Source organism: Enterobacter sp. FB (genome assembly GCF_000805795.1).
In the GTDB taxonomy this organism is placed as follows: domain Bacteria; phylum Pseudomonadota; class Gammaproteobacteria; order Enterobacterales; family Enterobacteriaceae; genus Enterobacter; species Enterobacter roggenkampii.
In genome coordinates this window covers 1,510,073-1,532,774 of record NZ_JSZC01000013.1, presented here as the reverse complement: position 1 = coordinate 1,532,774, position 22,702 = coordinate 1,510,073, and the positions used below count along the sequence as shown (strand labels likewise).

At 53.3% G+C, this 22,702-nt stretch carries 26 protein-coding genes and 1 pseudogene; 20 read left to right on the top strand and 7 right to left on the bottom strand.

What is annotated here, in order from left to right:
• Window positions 1-21 precede the first annotated feature (21 nt).
• From PI91_RS14305 to PI91_RS14290, 4 genes are all read left to right on the top strand, one after another.
• Complete coding sequence (locus PI91_RS14305) at window positions 22-1,392, top strand: sucrose-specific PTS transporter subunit IIBC (RefSeq protein ID WP_008501693.1); 1,371 nt, start codon at window positions 22-24, stop codon at window positions 1,390-1,392.
• Window positions 1,392-2,798, top strand: a complete 1,407-nt coding sequence (locus PI91_RS14300; RefSeq protein ID WP_039266448.1) for a sucrose-6-phosphate hydrolase — start codon at window positions 1,392-1,394, stop codon at window positions 2,796-2,798. Before PI91_RS14305 ends, PI91_RS14300 begins: the two co-directional genes overlap by 1 nt.
• A gap of 28 nt (window positions 2,799-2,826) precedes the next feature.
• Window positions 2,827-3,834 (top strand): LacI family DNA-binding transcriptional regulator, encoded by a 1,008-nt coding sequence (locus PI91_RS14295; protein ID WP_039266447.1) that lies wholly within the window; start codon window positions 2,827-2,829, stop codon window positions 3,832-3,834.
• Between the two features lie 98 nt (window positions 3,835-3,932).
• Window positions 3,933-5,483 (top strand): methyl-accepting chemotaxis protein, encoded by a 1,551-nt coding sequence (locus PI91_RS14290; protein ID WP_039266446.1) that lies wholly within the window; start codon window positions 3,933-3,935, stop codon window positions 5,481-5,483.
• Window positions 5,484-5,595: 112 nt separating this feature from the next.
• On the opposite strand, the gene PI91_RS14285 is transcribed toward PI91_RS14290, so the two are convergent.
• Together PI91_RS14285 and PI91_RS14280 are read right to left on the bottom strand one after the other, a co-directional pair.
• Window positions 5,596-6,606, bottom strand: a complete 1,011-nt coding sequence (locus tag PI91_RS14285; protein ID WP_039266445.1) for a tyrosine-type recombinase/integrase — start codon at window positions 6,604-6,606, stop codon at window positions 5,596-5,598.
• A 96-nt stretch (window positions 6,607-6,702) separates the two neighbouring features.
• Complete coding sequence (locus PI91_RS14280; protein WP_032658822.1) at window positions 6,703-6,999, bottom strand: helix-turn-helix transcriptional regulator; 297 nt, start codon at window positions 6,997-6,999, stop codon at window positions 6,703-6,705.
• A gap of 156 nt (window positions 7,000-7,155) precedes the next feature.
• On the opposite strand from PI91_RS14280, the gene PI91_RS14275 reads away from it, so the two are divergent.
• Complete coding sequence (locus PI91_RS14275; RefSeq protein WP_071580377.1) at window positions 7,156-7,659, top strand: phage virion morphogenesis protein; 504 nt, start codon at window positions 7,156-7,158, stop codon at window positions 7,657-7,659.
• A 98-nt stretch (window positions 7,660-7,757) separates the two neighbouring features.
• On the opposite strand, the gene PI91_RS14270 is transcribed toward PI91_RS14275, so the two are convergent.
• Both PI91_RS14270 and PI91_RS24765 read right to left on the bottom strand, forming a co-directional pair.
• A complete protein-coding gene (locus tag PI91_RS14270; protein WP_039266444.1) occupies window positions 7,758-8,402 on the bottom strand; it encodes an HIT family protein in 645 nt (214 codons plus the stop codon).
• Entirely contained in the window at window positions 8,395-8,916 is a 522-nt protein-coding gene (locus PI91_RS24765) for a hypothetical protein (RefSeq protein ID WP_071580359.1), read from the bottom strand. The genes PI91_RS14270 and PI91_RS24765 overlap by 8 nt, the downstream gene beginning before the upstream one ends.
• A gap of 178 nt (window positions 8,917-9,094) precedes the next feature.
• On the opposite strand from PI91_RS24765, the gene PI91_RS14265 reads away from it, so the two are divergent.
• The 8 genes and pseudogenes from PI91_RS14265 to PI91_RS14235 all read left to right on the top strand — a co-directional run bounded on the left by PI91_RS14265 (window position 9,095) and on the right by PI91_RS14235 (window position 14,380).
• Window positions 9,095-9,736, top strand: a complete 642-nt coding sequence (locus tag PI91_RS14265) for a phage baseplate assembly protein V (RefSeq protein WP_039266443.1) — start codon at window positions 9,095-9,097, stop codon at window positions 9,734-9,736.
• On the top strand, window positions 9,733-10,083 hold the full coding sequence (locus PI91_RS14260; protein WP_039266442.1) for a GPW/gp25 family protein: 351 nt from the start codon (window positions 9,733-9,735) through the stop codon (window positions 10,081-10,083). Before PI91_RS14265 ends, PI91_RS14260 begins: the two co-directional genes overlap by 4 nt.
• Before the next feature lie 5 nt (window positions 10,084-10,088).
• On the top strand, window positions 10,089-10,997 hold the full coding sequence (locus tag PI91_RS14255; protein ID WP_039266441.1) for a baseplate assembly protein: 909 nt from the start codon (window positions 10,089-10,091) through the stop codon (window positions 10,995-10,997).
• On the top strand, window positions 10,990-11,523 hold the full coding sequence (locus PI91_RS14250; protein WP_039266440.1) for a phage tail protein I: 534 nt from the start codon (window positions 10,990-10,992) through the stop codon (window positions 11,521-11,523). The genes PI91_RS14255 and PI91_RS14250 overlap by 8 nt, the downstream gene beginning before the upstream one ends.
• A gap of 7 nt (window positions 11,524-11,530) precedes the next feature.
• Window positions 11,531-12,067 (top strand): annotated as a pseudogene (locus PI91_RS14245) (phage tail protein); the annotation flags it as partial.
• A gap of 146 nt (window positions 12,068-12,213) precedes the next feature.
• On the top strand, window positions 12,214-12,435 hold the full coding sequence (locus tag PI91_RS24760; RefSeq protein ID WP_023296728.1) for a DNA-binding transcriptional regulator: 222 nt from the start codon (window positions 12,214-12,216) through the stop codon (window positions 12,433-12,435).
• A 213-nt stretch (window positions 12,436-12,648) separates the two neighbouring features.
• Window positions 12,649-13,827, top strand: coding sequence for an AAA family ATPase (locus PI91_RS14240; RefSeq protein WP_071580358.1), 1,179 nt, complete (start codon window positions 12,649-12,651; stop codon window positions 13,825-13,827).
• Window positions 13,820-14,380, top strand: coding sequence for an HNH endonuclease (locus tag PI91_RS14235; protein ID WP_052232732.1), 561 nt, complete (start codon window positions 13,820-13,822; stop codon window positions 14,378-14,380). The genes PI91_RS14240 and PI91_RS14235 overlap by 8 nt, the downstream gene beginning before the upstream one ends.
• Before the next feature lie 500 nt (window positions 14,381-14,880).
• Here PI91_RS14235 and PI91_RS14230 read toward each other — a convergent pair whose 3' ends face one another.
• On the bottom strand, window positions 14,881-15,591 hold the full coding sequence (locus PI91_RS14230; protein WP_039266438.1) for a hypothetical protein: 711 nt from the start codon (window positions 15,589-15,591) through the stop codon (window positions 14,881-14,883).
• A gap of 69 nt (window positions 15,592-15,660) precedes the next feature.
• On the opposite strand from PI91_RS14230, the gene PI91_RS14225 reads away from it, so the two are divergent.
• The 7 genes from PI91_RS14225 (at window position 15,661) to dsbG (ending at window position 20,991) form a co-directional block, all read left to right on the top strand.
• Entirely contained in the window at window positions 15,661-15,900 is a 240-nt protein-coding gene (locus PI91_RS14225) for a hypothetical protein (protein WP_028015838.1), read from the top strand.
• A 157-nt stretch (window positions 15,901-16,057) separates the two neighbouring features.
• Window positions 16,058-16,477, top strand: a complete 420-nt coding sequence (locus PI91_RS14220) for a hypothetical protein (RefSeq protein WP_039266437.1) — start codon at window positions 16,058-16,060, stop codon at window positions 16,475-16,477.
• 5 nt (window positions 16,478-16,482) lie between these two features.
• Window positions 16,483-17,043 carry an RNA polymerase sigma factor gene (locus tag PI91_RS14215; RefSeq protein ID WP_039266436.1) on the top strand — a complete coding sequence of 187 codons (561 nt, stop codon included), beginning with the start codon at window positions 16,483-16,485 and terminating at the stop codon, window positions 17,041-17,043.
• Between the two features lie 87 nt (window positions 17,044-17,130).
• Complete coding sequence (locus PI91_RS14210) at window positions 17,131-17,499, top strand: hypothetical protein (protein WP_039266435.1); 369 nt, start codon at window positions 17,131-17,133, stop codon at window positions 17,497-17,499.
• Window positions 17,500-17,547: 48 nt separating this feature from the next.
• Entirely contained in the window at window positions 17,548-19,572 is a 2,025-nt protein-coding gene (locus tag PI91_RS14205) for a protein-disulfide reductase DsbD (protein ID WP_039266434.1), read from the top strand.
• Window positions 19,573-19,579: 7 nt separating this feature from the next.
• Window positions 19,580-20,191 carry a DsbA family protein gene (locus PI91_RS14200; protein ID WP_039266433.1) on the top strand — a complete coding sequence of 204 codons (612 nt, stop codon included), beginning with the start codon at window positions 19,580-19,582 and terminating at the stop codon, window positions 20,189-20,191.
• 41 nt (window positions 20,192-20,232) lie between these two features.
• Window positions 20,233-20,991 (top strand): thiol:disulfide interchange protein DsbG, encoded by a 759-nt coding sequence (gene dsbG, locus PI91_RS14195; protein WP_039266432.1) that lies wholly within the window; start codon window positions 20,233-20,235, stop codon window positions 20,989-20,991.
• A 40-nt stretch (window positions 20,992-21,031) separates the two neighbouring features.
• On the opposite strand, the gene PI91_RS14190 is transcribed toward dsbG, so the two are convergent.
• Together PI91_RS14190 and PI91_RS14185 are read right to left on the bottom strand one after the other, a co-directional pair.
• Complete coding sequence (locus tag PI91_RS14190; RefSeq protein WP_039266431.1) at window positions 21,032-22,324, bottom strand: glycoside hydrolase family 10 protein; 1,293 nt, start codon at window positions 22,322-22,324, stop codon at window positions 21,032-21,034.
• 7 nt (window positions 22,325-22,331) lie between these two features.
• Entirely contained in the window at window positions 22,332-22,619 is a 288-nt protein-coding gene (locus PI91_RS14185; protein ID WP_008501679.1) for a VF530 family DNA-binding protein, read from the bottom strand.
• Between the last annotated feature and the right edge of the window lie 83 nt (window positions 22,620-22,702).

Sequence of the window (22,702 nt, the reverse complement as noted above, 5' to 3'; positions counted from 1 at the left end):
AGAAGTCAGGCAGAGGTATCTATGGATTTTAATCAAATCGCCCGCGAGCTAATTCCGCTGCTCGGCGGCAAGGAAAACATCGCCAGCGCGGCGCACTGCGCAACGCGTCTTCGTCTGGTGCTGGTTGATGACGCGCTGGCGGATCAGCAGGCCATCGGCAAGGTTGACGGCGTGAAAGGCTGCTTCCGTAACGCCGGGCAGATGCAGGTGATTTTTGGCACGGGCGTGGTCAACAAGGTGTACGCCGCATTTATTCAGGCGGCGGGGATTAGCGAATCCAGCAAATCGGAAGCCGCGGATCTGGCGGCGCGCAAGCTGAACCCGTTCCAGCGCATTGCCCGCTTACTCTCCAACATCTTTGTGCCGATCATTCCCGCGATTGTGGCGTCCGGTCTGCTGATGGGCCTGCTCGGCATGGTGAAAACCTACGGCTGGGTCAATGCGGATAACGCCCTCTACATCATGCTGGACATGTGCAGCTCGGCGGCGTTTATCATTCTGCCTATTCTGATTGGCTTTACCGCCGCGCGCGAATTTGGTGGTAACCCGTACCTCGGCGCGACGCTGGGCGGCATTCTGACCCACCCGGCGCTGACCAACGCCTGGGGCGTGGCGTCGGGCTTCCACACCATGAACTTCTTCGGCCTTGAGATTGCGATGATTGGCTATCAGGGCACGGTATTCCCGGTGCTGCTGGCCGTCTGGTTCATGAGCATCGTGGAAAAAAACCTGCGCCGCGCGATCCCGGATGCGTTAGACCTGATCCTGACGCCGTTCCTCACCGTGGTTATCTCCGGCTTTATAGCCTTGCTGATTATCGGCCCGGCGGGGCGCGCTCTGGGGGACGGTATCTCCTTTATTCTGAGCACGCTGATCGCCCACGCGGGCTGGCTCGCCGGGCTGCTGTTCGGCGGACTTTACTCGGTGATTGTGATCACCGGTATTCACCACAGCTTCCACGCGATTGAAGCCGGGCTGCTGGGGAATCCGTCGATTGGCGTTAACTTCCTGCTGCCGATCTGGGCCATGGCGAACGTGGCGCAGGGTGGCGCCTGTCTGGCGGTGTGGTTCAAAACCAAAGATGCCAAAATCAAAGCCATTACCCTGCCGTCGGCGTTCTCTGCAATGCTGGGCATCACCGAAGCGGCCATTTTTGGTATCAACCTGCGCTTCGTTAAGCCGTTTATCGCCGCGCTAATCGGCGGTGCGGTGGGCGGGGCCTGGGTGGTCTCCGTGCACGTGTACATGACCGCCGTCGGGCTGACCGCGATTCCGGGGATGGCCATCGTGCAGGCCAGCTCGCTGCTGAACTATATTATCGGCATGGTGATTGCCTTCGGCGTGGCGTTTACCGTCTCACTGCTGCTGAAATATAAAACGGATTCTGAATAATGACGTTACCTTCCCGCTGGCCTGCGATCCTGCAGGCCGTTATGACAGGTCAGCCGCGGGCGCTGGCGGACAGCCATTATCCGCAATGGCACGCCGCGCCGGTGACGGGGCTGATGAACGACCCGAACGGGTTTATCTGGTTCGCTGGCCGCTATCACCTGTTCTATCAGTGGAACCCGCTGGACTGCGAGCATCGCTTTAAGTGCTGGGGGCACTGGAGTTCTGCGGACCTGGTGCACTGGCAGCATGAGCCGCTGGCGCTCATGCCCGACGAGGCGTATGACCGCAACGGCTGCTACTCCGGTAGCGCCGTGGATAACGAGGGCGTTTTGACCCTGTGCTACACCGGCAACGTCAAGTTCGATGACGGCAGCCGCACCGCCTGGCAGTGCCTGGCCGTGGAACAGCCGGACGGAACCTTTACGAAGCTGGGGCCGGTGCTGGCGCTGCCGGAAGGCTACACCGGTCACGTGCGCGACCCGAAGGTGTGGCGGCACGACGGGGACTGGTACATGGTGCTCGGCGCGCAGGATGTGCAGAAGCGCGGCAAGGTGCTGCTCTTTAAATCAGCCGATTTGCACGCCTGGACATCCTGCGGGGAGATCGCCGGTCACGGGGTTAACGGCCTGACGGACGCGGGCTATATGTGGGAGTGTCCGGACCTGTTTGCCCTCGACGGGACGCACGTCCTGATCTGCTGCCCGCAGGGGCTGGCGCGCGAGCCGCATCGCTACCTCAATACCTATCCGGCTACCTGGATGAGCGGGGCGTTTGACTATGCCCGCGCGACGTTCGATCACGGCGAGCTGCACGAGCTGGACGCGGGCTTTGAATTCTACGCCCCGCAAACCACGCTGGCGGAAGATGGACGCCGCATCCTGATTGGCTGGATGGGCGTACCGGACGGGGAAGAGATGCTTCAGCCCACGCGGGCGCACGGCTGGATGCACCAGATGACCTGCCCGCGAGAATTGCGCTTCCGCGACGGCCGGCTCTGGCAAACCCCGGCGCGCGAGCTGGCGGCGCTGCGTGAAGATGAGCAGCACTGGCAGGGGCGCGCCAGCGACGCGCCCGAACTGGACGCGACGCGTCTGGAGTTTGAGCTGAGCGCAGCGCAGGTGAATGTCGATTTTGGCGGCGCGCTGCGTCTCATGGTCGATGAGCAGGGTATACGTCTTGAACGCGCGAGCCTGAAAACCGGTGAAACGTTGACCCGCTACTGGCAGGGCGACGTCCGTCATTTGCGCGTTCTGTGCGACCGCTCCAGCGTTGAAATTTTCATTAACCACGGCGAAGGGGTGATGAGCAGCCGCTATTTTCCTGACCATCCGGCCCGGGTGCGATTCGAAGGTGCGTCCGATATCACATTACGCTACTGGTCGCTGCGCGCCTGCATGATAGAATGAGGGTTTTGGCAGCCGGATCTAAGTCGTTGTGAGAAAAACAAAACGCGTCACCATTAAAGACATCGCGGAGCTGGCGGGGGTGTCAAAAGCCACCGCCAGCCTGGTCCTGAACGGTCGCAGCAAAGAGCTTCGCGTGGCGGAAGAGACGCGCGAGCGCGTGCTGGCAATTGCAAAAGAGCACCACTATCAGCCCAGCATTCACGCCCGGTCGCTGCGCGATAACCGCAGCCACACCATTGGTCTGGTGGTCCCGGAGATCACCAACTACGGTTTTGCCGTCTTTTCTCACGAGCTGGAAACGCTGTGCCGCGAGGCAGGCGTGCAGCTGCTGATCTCCTGCAGCGATGAAAACCCGGGGCAGGAGACGGTGGTGGTGAACAACATGGTGGCGCGTCAGGTGGACGGGCTGATTGTGGCCTCCAGCATGCTCAACGACGCGGACTACCATAAGCTGAGCGAGCAGCTGCCGGTGGTTCTGTTTGACCGCCACATCAACGACAGCGCGCTGCCGCTGGTGATCACCAATTCCATCACCCCGACGACCGAACTGGTGGCGGACATTGCGCGCCAGCACCCTGATGAATTCTACTTCCTCGGCGGCCAGCCCCGTTTATCCCCGACGCGCGACCGCCTGGAAGGCTTTAAGCAAGGGCTGCGTGAGGCCGGCGTGGCGCTGCGCCCCGAGTGGATCATTCACGGCAACTATCACCCGAGCTCCGGTTACGAGATGTTTGCTGAACTCTGCGCCCGCCTGGGGCGTCCGCCGAAAGCGCTCTTCGCTGCCGCCTGCGGGCTGCTGGAAGGGGTGCTGCGCTATATGGGCCAGCATAACCTGCTGCAAAGCGATATCAGGTTAGCCAGTTTTGACGATCACTATCTCTACGATTCGCTGACGATCCCGGTGGATACCATCCGCCAGGATAACCGCCAGCTGGCGTGGCACTGCTTTGATTTGATTAGCAAACTGATCGAGGGCGAGACCCCGGAACCGTTGCAACGCAAGCTGGCGGCCACCCTGCAGCGGCGCTATAAGTGAGCAATATAGCCCGGACCGATACATCAATAACTTTAATTAATTTAAGTTTTGGAATGGCCGATAACCATAAGGAATAATTCTCCTTGAGGTATTGGTTTATGTCGTTGAAAAAGTCGTCCCTGATAGTCCTGTTCTCGCTGCTTTTCTTCTTTGTTATCAGCACCGTCACCAGCGTTGGCATCATCATTAAAAGTAATAATTACCTGGATAACGTCAACAAAGAGATCCAGGTTGTGCTGTCCATTATTGACCCCATCAACCACAGCCGTACGCTGCGCGTGCGGGTGATGGAGTATGTGAAGATGGTGGAAGCGGGCAACGCGGCGGACGGCGCTGCAAAGCTGACCGCCGTGAAAGAGGCGCTGACCAAAGCGGACCACGCCTTTGCGGCCTTTATGGCGTCGCCGCGCCTGAGCGATGAAGCGTCGCTGGTCACTGCCTATCAGGACGCCTGGCAGAACTACCGCAACCAGGGGCTGGCGCCGCTGATCGATGCCGCCGAGGCGCACGATGTCGCCAAATTTAACGCGCTCATCCCGGAAGTCTCCCGCCTCGACCGCCAGTACGAGATCGTTCTCGACCAAGTGCTTTCCGTCCACCAGAAATACGCCAAAAGCCTGAACGAAGATGCGAGCAGTAGCTTCGTCTCCGGCCTGGCGATCGTTGCTGCTATCGCCAGCCTGTTTGTGGTGGTGATTATCGCCGTTAGCCTGCTGATGAAGCGCTTTGTCTTTGCGCCGATCAACCTGGCGCGCGAGCACTGCAGCCAGATTGCGGCAGGCAAGCTGGACATTCCGGTGCCGGTGAAGGGGGGGGCAGGTAACGAAATCGACCATCTGATGGGCTCGATGGAGCAGATGCGTCAGGCGCTGCTGGCGACCATCGCCCAGGTGCGCGATGCGAGTCATACCGTGACGCACGCCGCCCAGGAGATTGCCTCCGGGAATATCGACCTGGCGTCACGCACCGAGCAGCAGGCTTCGGCGTTAACCCAGACGGCGGCCAGCATGGAAGAGCTGAGCGCGACGGTGGCGAACAATACCGATAACGTGTATCAGGCCGGGAAGCTGGTGCAGGACGCGGTGAAAAATGCCCACACCGGTGAAGCGGTAACCCGTGAAGTCATCGACACGATGAATACCATCGCGGCGAACTCGAAGCGCATTGAAGACATCACCAGCGTGATTAACAGCATCGCCTTCCAGACCAACATCCTGGCGCTGAACGCGGCGGTTGAAGCGGCGCGCGCCGGTACCCAGGGACGCGGCTTTGCGGTCGTGGCCAGCGAAGTACGCACCCTGGCGCAGAAAAGCGCGGTGGCGGCGAAAGATATCGAAAGCCTGATCGCGCAGTCGGTCTCCAGCGTGAAAAACGGTGCGGAGCTGGTGAGCCGCTCGGGCGAGGTGATTGACTCGATCATTTCGTCGGTGAACAAAGTGAATACGCTGATGGAGCAGATCTCCGTCGCCTCTGAGGAGCAGAGCCGCGGGATCAGCCAGGTTGGGCAGGCGGTGACCGAGATGGACGGCGTGACCCAGCAGAACGCCGCGCTGGTGCAGCAGTCCGCTGCGGCAGCGGCCTCGCTGGAAGAGCAGGCGCAGCAGCTTTCGCGGAGTATTTCGAGTTTTAGGTTGCCGGTGCAGGCTTGATGGTATTAAGGAGGCTCCTGCGGGAGCCTTTTTAATGTCTGGCGTAACTGGAAAGCCGCGCCAGACAAGGCTTCACGTTTTACTACTAGCAGTCAAAAGCCATAAAAAGCGGCTAGGGTGTGGACACATTGTGGACACTCTGACCACCATTAGCACCCTTCAACGGGTTAAGCGAAATCGCGTCCTGCAGGTACTGAGGAGCGAAGTGCGCATAGACCATTGTCTGCGCAATTTTCGTATGACCTAAGATCCTCTGCAGTGTGATGATGTTGCCCCCGTTAATCATAAAGTGCGTCGCGAAAGAGTGTCGTAGCGCATGTGTTGCTTGTCCGGCCGGTAAATCGGGCTTAACTTCTTTGAGGGTTCGCCTGAAGTCAGCATAACTGGCCTCAGGAAACAGAAAACCTCGTGTTTTGCCGACTACGTAAGCCGCAACGTCATCAGAGATCGGGACCGTACGCGGTGTGTTGGTTTTCGTCTTAACGAAAGACACCCGGTTATGAATCACATTCTCAGCCTTCAATCGCGCAGCTTCTCCCCATCTTGCTCCGGTACTCAAACACAAAACCGCAATTTTACGATTATCACCTGAGAGCGCAGCAAGTAAGGCGTCAATTTCCTCAAGAGTGAGATAGCCCGTTTCGGCTGTCTGCTCTTTCAGTTTTTTGAATCCCCTGAATGGATGCTCACCGTTATACAGTTCTGACTCAACCAGGGTTGTGAACATCCCACCTAGCGTGATCAGGTCGCGGTTGATGGTAGTTGGCTTAATACCTTCACCCCGACGTTGAGCACAATATTGCGTTATCAGGCTCTTGGTGATCTGGAAAGCGCACGGGTTTCCGGTCATCGTTTCGAAACGCTCAATTTTCCTGAGATACGATTGACCGTGCTCCTCATGTTTACCTTTCAGTTTCCACCATAACTCTTTCAGTTCCGACAATTGGCGTTTGTCCGTTGGTTTTGAAAGCCATTCCTTTGAGTGATGGTTATATTGAGTATGCTTTTCAAAAGCCATCGCCTCGCTTTTCTTGTCGAACTTCCGACGGATGCGTTTTCCGTTACGCCCGGTCGGTCTAATGTCCACTTCATATCGACCATCATCGAGCTTTTTAACAGACATAAAGCCTCCCGATGATGTTACTGCGTACTTCAATTTCCTGATTTAAATAGCAAAAACTCACTGTGCATTTACTGCACAAATAAGCGCCATAAATAGTTAGCCAGTTTTCTGGTCTGAGTGGGATGACGTTGTTGTCTGCTGCCCAAAGTGCGCGAGAGCCGGTGCAATCTGCCCAGCTTCAGGTGATATCGTCTCTGTCATGAACCACATAGTGTATTTTTTGAACTGAGGATGATTCAAAATCTTCATCACCGCCTGTATGCCCATATCTTTTACACCCTTCTCGTAACTCGAAAGAGAGCTGTATGGAACGCCTGTTAAGTCACTGAATTCTTTCCTATTCATACGTTCTGACTCACGCATTATCGCTAGCTTTTCATTTACGGGTATCATCGTAATTAACACTCCACTATTGATAGAAAAACGATAACGGAGTAATCTTTAACTCGTTATCGCAAACCAATGGCTCCAATATGGCAATTAATAGCCATTAGGAGCAATTAAAACACTAACGAGGAATACTCACAAATGAATAGGGGCATTGATAGTGTGAGCGACGCCGTTCCATACCAGGAATTCGCGCGCCTTATTGGTAAAACACCTGCAGCCGTTAAAGGCATGATTGAAAAGGGGAAGCTTCCTGCACCGGCAGCACGCCGGAAGCTGGCCGGTGAGATAGCAAAAGAGCTGCGTAAGTCGCAACAGCAACGCATCAAGTTGCAGAAAGCACCGGACGGCTCACCGTATCAGGCGCGAAAGCGTCAGCCTCTCAGGGCTAAGACCGGGCGGATTAAAAGGGCGATGTTCAAGAAGCTACGCACGAGCTGGTACATGAAAGCCACTGGCCGTGATAACAGTGCCGTGGTGGAGTTCACCGGCAAAGTGCAGCGTATCGCGCGAGTCCATCAGTACGGGCTAAAAGACCGGCCGAATGCGCATGCTCAGAACGTGCAATACGCAGAACGCCAGCTACTCGGATTAAGCCAGGCTGATAAAACGTGCATTGATGAGTTTATCATTAAATATATGGGGTCATTTATTTTGAATATTTGATTTAATAATGAAGATATATTGTAATGTTTTTGAGTCTGATGTTTTTTTGCTGGCAGTCATAATTAATAAAGGCTGATGCTAAATCAGCCTTTGTGGATTTAAAGTGTGAAGTTTTTGTAGTTATCAATGACCTTCATGACTCCGATGATGTTGTTATCTCTTCGCCAATTCCAATTGCCATGGATTGAATTGGAGTTAGAGTATAAGTATCTCAAAAACTGGGATGGCAATAGTGGGTTATTGCATAGGAACTCATTATAGTTGTTGTTCATATACCAGGCATAACCATTTTTGGTGTCAAAATTTAAATTTTGATCTTCGATCTTTGTAAAATCAATTTCTTTGTTTAAAGCGCTTTCAAATTCTTGAGAATGGTAAGCGCAATGAATATGCGCATGAAAAATACACCCACCTGAATGATCTATTTTATTTCCAGCGCCACTCTCAAAGAAAATAAGAGGCCTGCCTGTTTTGTTGTTCATGAATTCATTTAATTTGCGTAGGATTGCTCTCGCCTCATGTCGAATCCCTCTGTCAATCGAGGCAAAAGAGTTAACATGATGTTTAGGAATCAGCATGACGTGTGAATTATTCAGCGGGCCAACACTAGGGACTATAAGGAAATCATTTGTTTCAGCGATAATGTTTTTCTTATCTCTTACGATTTTATCGTAGCCTTCGATAAAGCTTACCCCGTTAATTTCATCACAAATTCCACAAGACGAGCTGCAAAAATTATTCATGGCTATTCCCTCCGGGTTTTTTTGGAAGTAATTTCTCAGCCCAAGATGCAAGGCGACTTAGAACTAAGTCAGAAAAATACCCCAAGATAAAGCAAATTGAGAATGCTATTTTTGATTTTCCATGTCCTTTGATTGAAGATATAAATGTGTCTGGGGATAATATTGTATATGAGCAAAATGCTACCAAGGCAGCAAGGAATGGAATGAAAATTCTCCAATAGAATTTATGGGATTCCCAAGGGAAACTATACTGATTGCTTTTTCCTCTTGCGGTCACTCTATAAAACCATTTGGCATTATATACCCACCCTCCAAAAAAACCTCCAAGGATTGAAAATAAAGATATTTTATTGTTATATGAAAGTTCGAGCTTGAATTGAAATAGGAAGGCAAAAACACATCCCACTAAAAAAAGTGTTATTAAATAAAAAAATTCAAATTTTATTTGCCCGCGGTCACTCTTGAAGTAAGGTACTACCTCATCATCGTTTAAGCAATTTTTTCGTTCCGTCATTATCTAAATACCCTGTAAATTTCTGTAGTGAGCAAAGGGTTTTGCATTTTCAGTTTGGCTATTCTAATTAATTAGCACGAAAAATCATAGATGGTAGCCCAACTAACCAAATGTTGGTTCATGCTTCACAGAACTACGCTCGATTGCCACCGGCCTCGCCCGGCGGCATCCTTTCCCCATGAATAATCTAAATTCTCTGCAGGAAATCGCACGCGCGATCCGCAACCTTATCCGCACCGGCCTTGTCACCGACGTCGACCATGACAAGGGGCTATGTCGCGTCCAGACCGGCGGCATTGAAACTACCTGGCTAAACTGGCTCACCTCTCACGCTGGTCGTTCCCGCACGTGGTGGGCTCCCTCTGTCGGTGAGCAGGTGTTATTGCTGGCCATCGGCGGCGAGCTTGATACGGCCTTTGTGCTGCCCGACATTTTCTCTGACGACCATCCCGCACCGTCTGCCTCCCCTGATGCGCTTCATGTTTCCTTTCCTGACGGGGCGGTTATCGAGTACGAACCCGAAAACGGCGCGCTCACCGTATCCGGCATCAAAACCGCTGACGTCACCGCGTCGGATTCTATTACGGCCACCGTGCCGGTGGTGCTGGTAAAAGCGTCGAGCCGTATCACCCTCGATACGCCGGAGGTGATTTGTACCAACAAGCTGACGACCGGCACGCTCGAAGTGCAGAAAGGCGGGAAAATGAGCGGGAACATCGAGCACACCGGCGGGACATTTAAATCAAACGGCGTGCAGGTGGATAACCACGCGCACGGCAACGTTCAGAGCGGCGGAAGCTGGACTAAGGGGACGCAATGACGGTGTGTTATCTGGGAATGAACAGCCGGACCGGGCTCAGTATCTCTGAGGTTGAGCACATCCGGCAAAGCGTGCGCGACATTCTGGTCACGCCGGTTGGCTCGCGCGTCATGCGCCGTGAATACGGCTCGCTCCTGTCGCAGATGATTGACCAGCCGCAGACCCCGGCGCTGCGCCTGCAGATTATGGCCGCGTGCTATTCCGCGATCCAGAAGTGGGAGCCCCGCGTCAGCCTGACGACCATCACCTTTGAACGGTCTGAGACCGACGGCGGGCTGTATGTCGACATCACCGGCACCCGCTCCACCGGCGGCCAGCCTTTTTCACTCACCATTCCACTGAGTTAAACGCTATGGCAATTGTTGACCTTAACCAGCTCGCCGCGCCTGACGTCGTGGAAGAACTGGATTATGAAACCATCCTCACTGAGCGAAAGGCTACGCTCGTCTCGCTTTACCCGGAAGACCAGCAGGACGCCATCGCGCGCACGCTGTCGCTTGAGTCCGAGCCTCTGGTGAAGCTGCTGCAGGAAAACGCCTACCGGGAAGTTATCTGGCGGCAGCGCGTCAACGAGGCCGCGCGTGCGGTTATGCTGGCCTACGCTGCAGGAAGCGACCTTGACCAGATAGGCGGAAATTACAACGTCGAGCGGCTTATCATCACTCCTGCAGACGACACGACGTTACCGCCGACGCCTGCCGTGATGGAGTCGGACACCGACTACCGCCTGCGTATTCAGCAGGCCTTTGAGGGGCTGAGTACCGCAGGCTCTACCGGCTCCTATCAGTTTCACGGTCGCAGCGCTGACGGGCGGGTCGCCGATATTTCGGTCATCAGTCCCGAACCTGCGTGTGTCACGGTCACGGTGCTGTCACGCGAAAATAACGGTGTGGCGTCTGATGAGCTGCTCGCCATCGTGCGCACCGCGCTGAACGATGAAGACGTCAGGCCGGTCGCTGACCGCGTGACCGTGCAGTCGGCGAACATTGTCGACTATAAAATCATCGCATCGCTTTACCTTTACCCTGGCCCTGAAAGCGAGCCGGTGCTCAGCGCTGCAAAAAATAAACTGCAGGCGTACATCACCGCGCAGCACCGGCTCGGGCGCGATATCCGCAAATCAGCGATTTATGCCGCGCTCCACGTCGAAGGTGTGCAGCGCGTCGAGCTGACCGAACCGGTGGCCGACATCGTGCTCGATGACACACAAGCGTCATGGTGCAGCGACTACACCGTCACCATAGGGGGCAACGATGAATGATACCCGCCTGCTGCCGGTGGGCTCGTCACCGCTTGAGGTGGCGGCGGCGCGCGCCTGCTCTGAGATTGAGAATACCCCCGTTCCGCTGCGTCGCCTCTGGAGTCCTGACGACTGCCCGGCAAATCTGCTGCCGTGGCTGGCGTGGGCGTTTTCCGTTGACCGCTGGGATGAGAACTGGCCGGAGGCCACAAAGCGGGATGTGATCCGCGCGGCGTGGTTTATCCATGCGCACAAAGGAACGATTGGGGCAGTGCGCCGCGTGGTCGAGCCGCTCGGCTATCTGATTAACGTGTCCGAGTGGTGGGAAACGAACGACCCACCCGGCACGTTTCGCCTCGATATCGGTGTGTTAGAGACAGGCATCACCGAGGAAATGTACTACGAAATGGAGCGGCTCATTGCGGATGCAAAGCCAGCCAGCCGCCATCTTATCGGCCTCAACATTATTCAGGATGTGCCGGGCTATCTCTACACCGGCGCGCTGACGTATGACGGCGACATCATCACGGTTTACCCGGATAAGTGAGAACACAATGACAGTAAAATATAAAACGGTCATCACCAAAGCCGGTGCGATTAAGCTTGCTGCAGCGACCGTCCCGAACGGGAAAAAAGTGAATTTTACGGCAATGGCCATCGGTGACGGTGGCGGCACATTGCCGGTGCCTGATGCCAGCCAGACAAAGCTCGTCAATGAAGTCTGGCGCTATGCGCTGAACAAAATCAGCCCGGACAACAAGAATCAAAATTATGTGATCGCGGAGCTCGTCATTCCCCCTGAAACCGGCGGTTTCTGGATGCGCGAAATGGGGCTCTATGACGACACCGGCACGCTGATTGCTGTCGGCAACATGGCGGAAAGCTATAAGCCGGAGCTGGCTGAGGGGTCAGGACGTGCGCAGACCGTGCGTATGGTCATCATGGTAAGCGACATCGAGTCAGTCGAGCTGACGATTGACACCTCAACGGTGATGGCAACGCAGGACTATGTCGATGATAAGCTCACGGAGCATGAGCAGTCCCGCCGTCATCCTGACGCCACGCTCACCGCAAAGGGTTTCACGCAGCTACACGACGGGCTTAGAGCTTGAGGTTAAGGTTTCGGATGTGGAGTACGAAAGCGAAGAATTAACGCAGTGATTTGTTTTTAAGTGTTTGTTATATAAGGATGAAGCGAGTAAAATTAATTCATCGGAAATTAAATGAGGTGCTCGCCATGTTTCACTGTCCAAAATGCCATTTTGCCGCTCACGCCCGCACAAGTCGCTATTTTACTGACACGACCAAAGAGCGGTATCACCAGTGCACAAACATCAACTGCAGCGCGACGTTTGTGACCACTGAAACGGTCGAGCGCTTTATCGTATCGCCGGGTGAAGTCGAGCCAGCGCCGCCGCACCCGACTACATCTGGTCAGCACCAAATTCATTGGATGTGACTAGGGTCAAGTCCCCGGATTTGCGGGGACTTCAATGACTGCATAATTTATGGTACAAGTGCATTACAATGGATATAGTTGAAGATGCTGTGAATGGAATTATTTAGGAAAAACGATAAAAATTTCACATAAAAAGCATACAGCCAGATGGCAATTCACAATATTTTTAGTATAAAGTATGTTTATTAAACCCTATTCCTTACAAGGGGATATATGTTTCTGCCAAAACTAAGCAAACAATCAAATAATCATCTCTTAATTGGTGAGAATGGCGCAGGAAAAAGCAGGCTCATGGCTGCATTAGCACAAGAAATAGCTTACTCCGAGCCTTATGCAAGCATCATAACGATTGCAAACACTATTCATAACAAATTCCCAACTTTGCGTATCAAAAATTACTTTAGACTTCCATCAAATAAAATAAATCACGTAAGTGATGTTATGATAGATGCTTTATCATCAAAAAAATCACAACTTGATAATGGAAAATCATTTGAAACTCTACGACGGGTATTAGCTTATATTGGTTTCGATAGTAAGATCGAAGTATCATTTAAGATATTAAATAGCTCTGACTCTTTTAATAAAATAAACTCTTTAGAGTATACGAAATCCCTAAATATATATGATATATCAAGAGTAAGGGCGTTTTTATCAAAGCTACCAGAAAGCAAAACCATACCAGGAATGTGGTCTAGTATCGAAAAAAATCCAAAAGTCGAGATGGTAATAGATTTTGAAAACCTTGGTCTTGATTTAGAAACAGAGTATTTACTTTCTGTTTTAAGACTGAAATATCATTTAATGAAATTAAAAATTCTAAGTGATGTAAAAATATCACTTTTCAAAAACGGCGATAAAATAAATTTAAATGACGCTAGTTCTGGTGAGTTAACACTTTTAACATCGTTATCATGGATCTCAATGCATATTGATAAAAGGGCATATATACTTATTGATGAACCGGAAAATAGTCTTCATCCTAAGTGGCAACGTGAATACTTTAAAAATATAAATGATTTATTTTATCAATATAAACCAAATGTTATATGTGCTACTCATGCACCGATAGTCATTTCAGGTGCTCATAGTTCAGAATCTAATGTAAGCATTTATAGAACCATAAACGGGAATATAAAAAAGCTTGCGGATCACCATTCAAAAAACATTGAAGAGATACTCACAAATGTTTTTCAAATAATAACGCCTGAAAGTCGATATTTTAGCTATCTTATTAATAAATTAATAAACGATACACTAGGTGATAATATTGATGAGGCTGGGCTTTATCATCAATTGAATGAATTTAAAATGATCACTGATGATCCTAAGCATCTTGATATAATTAATTCGGTACCAAGTATAATCAAAGAGATTAGAAAGAATGGCTAAGCTTAAATATACAGTTGGCGATGTGTCAGCAATACGCCGTTCGATTGCTGAAGGTGGTGATGTATGGTATAACAAGAAGCTTGCGGGTGTAAAAAAAAATATAAAAAAACATTTTAAGGATAAATGTCTGAGATGCTGTTATTGCCAGCGTTCTTTTAAGGGGGAGTTCGATCTTGTTATTGATATAGAGCATATACTCCCTCAGTCACTTTACGCTAAATACATGTTTTCCCCGAAAAATTTAAGCATCGCTTGCAAGCGCTGCAATATGAAAATAAAAAAAGCGAGTGTGAAATTTATAGTTGATGGTTATCATAAAAAAAGAATTTTCAATAAGTCAACCTATAAATTCATCCATCCAAATCTAGATGCATATAACAAACATATAACCAGAATAAATATAGAGCTAGAAAATCTATCTATAACAAAATACGTTGTTAAAAATAATAGTCAAAAAGGTTTTTATACTTACAGGTTTTTTAGGTTGTTCGATTTCGAATGCCAAGATTTTGATCTTGCACAAGGACTACCTATCATTGAAAGATACATTTAAGTCTCATTAGTAGGTTATAGTCATTAATGCTACGAGCTATTTTTCAGTTACTCGAGCATATCTGCTTATTCGGGACTGAGTTTTAAAGATGTAGAGCCGTTGTTAACCACTATTGGAAGACCGTTTGCACACTTTATGTACTGATGAGCAGATTAAAAACAAACCCGCTTCAGCGGGTTTGTTTCACCGATGTGGTCAATACGTGGACGTGGCAAGAAATAAATCCTTTTATTTCATTTGGTTAGATTGTTCCAATAAAGCTCCTGCGGGAGCCTTTTATATTACTGTCATACATAAAGTCTTGCCTGCTTACTCTTTGAGTTTGTTTCAGTACCACTTATTGTATTTCACATATATAACAGAAATAACAATCACCCAAACGACGCTGAGTAAAGCAGCATGCCCCGGTATAAACCGTACAAACAGATATATTCCAATTACAATAAGCAACGCAGGAACCAGATAAAAAAACGACTTCAAAAGCCATAAAATTGCTTGTTTCATTTCCGCAGTATCTCGTACAAGGCGTCGCCTATCACTTGCTCGTTATTATCCCCAGAGTTTACCTGATAAATGATTTCAGACATTTGTGGTTCGATTAAGAAGTATAACATCTCGATATTTTCTTTATAAAGTGCCTGGTAGTACTGCGGATCCTGAAATTTGAGTCGATTAGCCGCAGATGCTGCTACCTGAGCCTTTGAGTAAAGCGTTGCACCATTAACGAACCAAGTCGAGAATGAGTTCACAAGCCTGATATGATTTTGCTTAAAATCTTTGCTGTTTATGATCAGGTTCGCAAGAGTAAAGGAGAGGGCTAGCTTGCTGGCTTTAGCCGATGCATGCTCGGCAGCTTTACCCAACAAGTTATGGATATTAGTAATCAGGTCTTTGCTCTTTTGTTCGCCAAGCCTAATGAGAGTTTTCCTAAAATAGATTTCAACCATGTCTAAAGTGACATCTTTTCGGTTGTAAATTTCACCTAAGGCAAGGACTAAGCGTTTGTCTTCACGCCAGGTATCACGGCATGCGTTACGATAATACTCGTCTGGCATCAAACATGCCCCGTAGCTAACCAGGCGCTGCGTTCCCTGTTTCACCTTTTCCAGAGTTGCCATATGATCTTCATGCATGTCTCTAAGCGAGTTTGTTAGTGCAATAGCTAACTGTTTATTCGACTGCATTTTCAGTTGCAAATAGTTTTGTGCCATTTTATATAACCTTGCAGTATCATTACCTTATTATCATTGATCATGTTTGATAGAGGGGCAACATCGAAAATGGGAAAGCGCAAGAGTGCTCTGGTTTATGTCCTGACCGTCATTATTTTTTTGCTTATTATCCCTGAGATCATTCTGCGTGTATGCACGTCCGAGCAACTTGGCCGTCTCAGCGACTTCACCAGTTTAGGTGGCTTGTTAAATCCACTATTATCCTTGCTCATCTTCCTGGCACTGTTGTCAATCATACTGGCCGTCATTGCTATTGCATTGGTTAAGCGACTTCTTCGTACGAGATGATTTGCTTTCGAGCGACTCATAGCACCCGCCAGCCGTTACCGCTATGAGTCCAAAACCGTCAGCACAAAAATTTTCATTCACCCCAGCAATATTTCCCTCCCTCATCCGTCTACCTCATCACACGCCATAATCAATTACTGTAAACGAGGTAAACACCATGAGAGATTTTGAAATGCACGGCAGAGGTCACGGGCGCGGATTCGGTCGCCACCGTATGGGCAAGGGATTAGTCATCGGCGCGGTGATTTTCATCGTGCTCGGCCTGCTGGTGATGTCCCTGTGGAACGCCTTGCTCCCGGCCATCCTGGGCGTGAAGGCCATTGGATTCTGGCAGGCGCTGGGCATTCTGGTGCTGAGCCGCATTCTGTTTGGCGGCTTAGGTTTCCGCCCCGGGATGTTTGGCGCGCACCGCCGCATGCACGAGCGCTGGATGAACATGACGCCCGAACAGCGTGAGGCGTTTATTCAGCAGCGTCGCGAAGGGTTTGGTCGCCACGGACGCGGTCACTGCGGCTGGCACGACCATCGTGACGATAAGCGCGATGACGCTACGCCAAAAGCGCCGGACGCGGAGTGAGCGAGATGAAAGCCGGGGAGGCGGGCGGATCCATGCTGATGTCGGCGCTAAACGCCTGTCGCGCCCGGCTGAAAGCCTTCATTCGCGGACGGACGTCCGTGCGCGATGATGCCGACGACATTTTGCAGGAAGTGACGTATCAGCTGATGAAAGTGGAGCAGCCGGTCGAAAACGTTGCCGCCTGGCTGTTCCGCGCGGCGCGTAACGAGATGACCGACCGGGCGCGTAAGAAGCGCGAGGTGTCGCTCTCCGGCTATTTTACGGGCGATGACGACGAGGGTTTTCCGGAAGACGAGCTGGCCGAAACCCTGTTCGGCGTACCGCACACGCCGGAGGAGGAGTACCTCAAGACGCTGCTGTGGGAAGAGCTGGGCCAGGCGCTGTCAGAACTCCCGCCGCCGCAGCGGGAGGTATTTGAAAAGACCGAGCTCCACGGCTACAGCATTAAAATGCTGGCAGACGAGACCGGCGCCAGCGAACAGGCGCTGTTATCCCGCAAGCACAAGGCGGTGCTGTTTCTGCGTACGCGGCTGCGGGACGTCTATGACGCGCTGACGGGCGAATAGCGGCGACAGACAAAACCTTACACTTCCGGCACTTGTAGATTCATCACTATCGTTTATGATCGGGGCGTCTTGTCACTCTGGAATGTTATGCGCAACCGTCAGCTCCTCGGAAAATGGCTTTTGATTATCACCTGTCTCGCGATGGCGCTTTGCCTCGTGCAGCGTGCGGTGATGCTCAACCATTTTTTACAGGGACTGGATCCGCAGATTTCGCTGAGTGCAGATGCCCCAACGCAAACCAGCACCGAGCAGTCCGGGCCATCGCCCTGTCAGCTAGGCGCGCACTCGCTTCTCTGCGCCCAGCCGCTGTTCTTCGACGGTGCGCTGCCGGCCATTATTATCTTCTTCGCGCTGCTGCAGCTGTTTACGCAAGGGCGGGCACTGGCTCCGGCGGAACAGCCCGTTCAGGCACCGCCTCCCCGAATACACCTGAAAAACTGCGTTTTCCGTGAATGAAAAACATCGTCACCGCACGATAATTTTTCACTGTTCACGGAGTACAACATGGTTAACCTCTTCAGGGGATTCGTCTTCCTGTGGCTGTCCTGCATCGGCATTGTCCATGCGGCGGACACCGGCTGGCTGGTCTCCCCACAAAACGATCACGCCCGCATCCGCTTTCAGGCGGAGAGGGAACAAACGCACGTTAAAGGCCTGCTCACCGTTGAGCTAAAGCCCGGCTGGAAAACCTACTGGCGATCGCCGGGCGAGGGCGGCGTGGCCCCGAAAATCAGCTGGCCGGACGGCGTAACGGACAGCTGGTCCTGGCCGGTACCGTCGCGTTTCGATATCTCCGGCATGACGACGCAGGGCTATCACGATAAGGTCACTATCCCGATCGTTCTCGACGGGGTGAAGGGCGACACGCTCGACGGGACGCTCACGCTCTCCACGTGCAGCAACGTCTGCCTGCTGACGGACTACCCGCTGCATCTCGATTTTACCCAGCCGGTGGATCAGGATTTCCGCAGCGCCTTCGAGCAAGCGATGCGCGCCGTGCCCGGCACGTCGGGCGTGTCTTCCAATCTGTCCGCCTGGCTTTCCGACGGCAATCTGGTGATTACCGGCACCACGGACGGGAAATGGGACAATCCGGGGATCTACTTTGACCCGCTGGAGGGCGATATTCTGCCCGGCGAGCCGGTCATTAAACACGACGGCACTGCGCTTCGGGTGACGGTGCCAGTGACCGACGAATGGGGAGACAAACCCGCCTCGCTGGCAGGCAAGAGGCTGTCGTTTGTGCTGACCAACGGCGATCGGGCGCAGCAAACCACCATGAGCGTTGGGACAACGCCCGAAGAGACCTCCGTGCCGGACGGGACGGGAAAAATGGTGCTCTTTGCGCTATTAGGCGGGCTGATCCTCAACCTGATGCCCTGCGTGCTGCCGGTAATGGGCATGAAGCTTAACAGCATCCTGCAGGCGGGATCGGACAGGCGTGCCATCCGGCTGCGCTTTCTGGCCACCAGCGCCGGGATCCTCACCTCCTTCATGCTGCTGGCCGGGATGGTCACCGCGCTGAAGCTGGCCGGAGCGTCGCTGGGGTGGGGCATTCAGTTCCAGAACCCGTGGTTTATCGGCCTGATGGTTGCCGTGACCTTCCTGTTTGCGCTGAACCTGTTTGGGACGTTTGAAATGCTGCTGCCTTCTGCCGCCGCCGGACGGCTGGCGACGGCAGGGGGATCGGGGATCGGCGGCAGCTTCTGCGAAGGGATGTTCGCCACGCTGCTGGCAACGCCGTGCTCCGCGCCGTTCCTCGGTACCGCGGTCGCCTTTGCCCTTGGCGCGCCGCTGCACGCCCTGTGGCTGATCTTCCTGATGCTCGGCGTGGGCATGAGCCTGCCGTGGCTGTTTGTCGCCCTGGTGCCGAAAACGGCCATGCTGCTGCCCAAACCCGGCCGCTGGATGAACACGCTCAGGGTCATCCTTGGCCTGATGATGCTGGCCTCCAGCCTCTGGCTGGCGACGCTGTTGAGCGTGCATCTGGGTGAGGCGGTCAGCCAGATCGTGATGCTGGGGCTGACTGCCGCTGCGCTGGTGCTGTTCGCGCTGAAGGGACAAAAATCCTCGCCCTTGTTCTGGCTGGTAGTCATCGCGCTGTCGGCGTTCGGCGGGTATCAGCTGCGCGGTCTGCTTAACGCGCCGCCTGACGCGCCGGCACAAAGCGTTGCGCAGACTATCCCGTGGCAGCCGCTCAGTGAAGAGGCTATCGAGAACGCGCTGGCGCAGGGGAAACGGGTGTTTGTGGATATCTCCGCGGACTGGTGCGTGACGTGCAAAGTTAACGAGCACCGCGTACTCAGTCAGCCGGACGTGATTGCCGCGCTGCGCCAGCCGGACGTGGTGGCCCTGCGCGGGGACTGGAGCCAGCCGTCCGCGTTTATCGCGGATTTTCTGGCGAAGCGAAACCGCTACGCCATTCCGTTTAACGCGGTGTATGGCCCCGGCCTGCCTGATGGCGAGATCCTCTCGCCGCTGCTGGACAAGCGCACCCTGGTAACCACCCTGAACAACGCAAAAGGCTAACTGTGTCATGAAAAAATTCCTTATTACGCTTCTGCTCCTGCTGGCCCCGCTTCAGGTATTCGCCGCGCAGCCGCTGACGCCGGACCAGGAGCAGCGCGCGCAGAAGATAATCGCTGATTTCCTGTTTAACGATCCAAACTCCCCGCGCATCGGCGCGAAAAACCCAAAGCTCACCTTGGTGGTGTTTACCGACTACAACTGCCCGTACTGTAAAAAATTCGATCCGTACCTGGAGAAGATTGTCGAAAAACATCCGGACGTGGCGGTGGTCTTTAAGTTTTTACCTTTCCGCTCGGAAAGTTCGCTGACCGCCGCACGAGACGCGCTAACCGTCTGGCGTGCGCATCCTGAGCAGTTTATGAAGCTGAACCACACCCTGATGGCGAAAAAGGGGTACCACGATGACGCCAGCATTCAGGAGGCGCAAAAGCGGGCGGGCGTGAGCGTGACGACGCCGGACGAGGAGAGTTTTCTGACGATCAGGCGCAGCCTCATTGTGGCGGAAAAAATGGGGATCCAGGGCACGCCCGCCACGCTTATCGGCGAGGGGCTGCTTCCCGGCTGGGTGCCGTTCGAACAATTCGACGAAATGGTCAGTGAAGCACTGAAAAACCGCTAACCTGAAGGGGGCGAAATGCCCCCGACAAACCGGAGAGGGAAATGAAAAAATTACTGTTACTTTCGGCGCTGGCGACGTCAGGGCTGGTACAGGCGGCTGAAGCCATACCGGATGTGGTGAAGCACTTCAGCGAGCAGCAGAACATCAAAATCATCAAGAAGCTGGATGCACCGGGCGGGGCGCCAGCCTGGCTGGGGCAGTATCAGGATATGGGCGTGACGCTCTTTTTAACTCCGGACGGCAAACACGTCATTTCGGGCTATCTGTACGATGACAAAGGAAAAAACCTCAGCGAAGGGGTTTTCCAGAAAGAGATCTACGCCCCGATGGGACGCGAGATGTGGAAAAACCTCAACGCGGCGCATCCCCTGAAAGAAGGGGCGGATAGCGCCCCGCGTAAGGTCTTTGTCTTTGCCGATCCGTTCTGTCCGTACTGCAAGCAGTTCTGGGCCGAAGCGCAGCCGTGGGTCAAGGCCGGTAAGGTTCAGCTCAATACGCTGCTGGTGGCGTTTCTCAACCCCAACAGCGGACGCAACGCCGCCGCCATTCTGAATGCGAAAGATCCGGTTGCGGCCTGGCGCGAATACGAGCTCTCCGGCGGCAAAAAACTGCCCAAGCCTGAAGGCGAGGCTTCCCGCGAAACGGTAGCGATACTGCAGAAGCACCAGGCGCTGATGGACAGCCTGGGCGCTAACGCCACGCCGGCTATTTATTATCTGAATGCGGAAAACGAGCTGCAGCAGGTGGTGGGTATGCCGGATGCGCAGCAGCTCGAGGCGATGTTCGGGCCGAAGCCGTAAAAAAAACAGGCAGAAACGGGCGTTTCTGCCTGCTCGTTACTTAGCTACCCCAGCGTCCCCGGAGGTAGTTTACCGCCTGCTGGGTCTGCGGCTGGTTCAGGTAATCTTCCCGGAACAGGATGGTGCCGTTGACGTTGGGCAGCGAATCGTTGAGATCGAGCTGCTTTTTCAACTCCGGCACGCCGCCCTGAACCGTCCAGTCCGGCTCTTTTTTCGACGGCTCGCCAACCTTGTAGAACGCAATGCCGATATACAGGCGAGTGTGGGTCGGCTTCACCACGTCGGCCCACCATCTGGTCAGCACGTCGTAGCGCGCGGCATCCCGCGAGAAGGGCCAGTAAATCTGCGGCGCGATGTAGTCCAGCAGGCCCTGCTGCACCCACTGACGCGTATCGGCGTAGGATTCATCATAGGCCGCGGCGCCGCGGGTGTCGGAGCCTGCCGGGTCAAAGGAGCGGTTGCGCCACACCCCTGCCGGGCTGACGCCAAACTCCACGTTGGGTTTTGTCTGCTTGATCGCGCGGGAGACCTGGACAATCAGCTGCTGCGTGTTGTGTCTTCGCCAGTCGGCTTTTGAGGCAAACCCCTGGCCGTGCTGCCGCCAGCTCTGCGAATCATTCAGCGCGGATCCCGGCGATTCGGCATAGAAGTAATCATCAAACTGCACGCCGTCTACCGGGTAGTTCGCCACCACTTCGGTCACCACTTTGGTTATCCAGTCTCGCACCTCCGGAATGCCCGGGTCGAGCACAAAGCGGTCACCCGAGATGCGGACCCATTCCGGGTTCTGAACATAAACGCTGGACGGCGTCTGGGATGACGTCCGGTTCAGGGCGGCGATGGTGGACGGTTTGGTGTTGGTCGACACGCGATAGGGGTTAAACCAGGCATGGACCTTCATGCCGCGCTTGTGCGCTTCATCAAGCATAAACTGCAGCGGATCGTACCCCGGATACTCACCGATGTTGCCGGTCAGCATATCTGACCACGGTAAAATTTTGGATGACCAGAGCGCCGTGCTGTCCGGCTTCACCTGAAAAAATACCGTGTTGATGCCGAGCTGCTTAAGGTTGTCGAGCTTTGCGATCAGCGCCTGCTTTTGCATCGCGATGCGCTGGTCCGCGCTGCGGCCATTCACCGAGGCCACCGGCGGCCAGTCGAGACGCGAGACGGTCGCCAGCCAGATCCCGCGCATCGGGGCGTTTGCCTGCGGCGTCGGTTTACTGACGGTGGGAAGAGGGGTAACCAGTGATTTGGGTGGTTTTGAGGAGCAGCTTACAAGTAAAAGCGCGCAGGCAGCCAGCGCACCAATCCGTTTTACGTGTCGCGTCATTTGCGTATTAGCTCTTGATAATCCTGCTGTTGGCCCAGGGATTAAAGGCGGGCGCCGCCTGCGCTGTATTTCCCTCATCGCTGAGAGAGTCCAGATACAGGGCTTCAACCTCCGCGCGCGCCCACGGGGTGCGGCGCAGAAATTTCAGGCTCGATTTAACGCTGGGGTCTTTTCTGAAACAGTTAATTTTGATGCGGTCACCCAACTCGCTCCAGCCATATTTCGCCACCAGGGCGTTGACCATCATCTCCAGCGTTACGCCATGCAAAGGATCTTTGGAAATATGTGCAGTCATAGGCGTCCGGATGTCTCGATTTTTAGGGGATTGGGGTAAACGCTGAAAGGGTACAAGAAAGCAGGGGAAGCGGCAATTTTCCT